The 505-nt window shown below is 26.3% G+C and carries 1 pseudogene; it reads right to left on the reverse strand.

The window, feature by feature from the left end:
- Window positions 1-44: 44 nt before the first annotated feature.
- Window positions 45-505: pseudogene (locus EGD97_RS12490) on the reverse strand (transposase); the annotation flags it as partial.

Here is a 505-nt window from a genome sequence, read left to right on the forward strand (position 1 = left end):
TGGATTGTCAACACTTTTTTGTACAATTTTTATTCGGTCATTTTTTATAATCTATATTCTACAGGGGTCATGTAATTTAATGAACTATGAATACGTTTATTGTTATACCATAGTACATAATTTTTAAGCTATTTTTTAAGTTCTTCCAAGCTTTTAAAACCTCTATTAAATGCAAATTCAGTTTTTATAATTTTATAAGTTGCTTCTGCCACTGCATTGTCATAAGGACAACCTTTCTTACTCAAAGAACGTTTTATTTCAAAGGTTTTTAAGACTTCCTCTATTGTTTTATTTTTAAATTCATTTCCTCTATCAGTATGGAATACCTTTATCTTAGTTAAATTTATTTTAGAGCTTAAAAATGCTTCATATACAAGATCTGCATCTTTATTTGAACCTGCTGAATATCCTATTATCTCTCTATTAAAGATGTTGATTAATAAACATATATAATGTCATCTAGCAGCTACATTTACATATGTAAGATCACTTACTACTATTTCTA

Origin of the sequence: Clostridium prolinivorans, assembly GCF_004011155.1 — a bacterium.
GTDB lineage: Bacteria > Bacillota > Clostridia > Clostridiales > Clostridiaceae > Clostridium_AT > Clostridium_AT prolinivorans.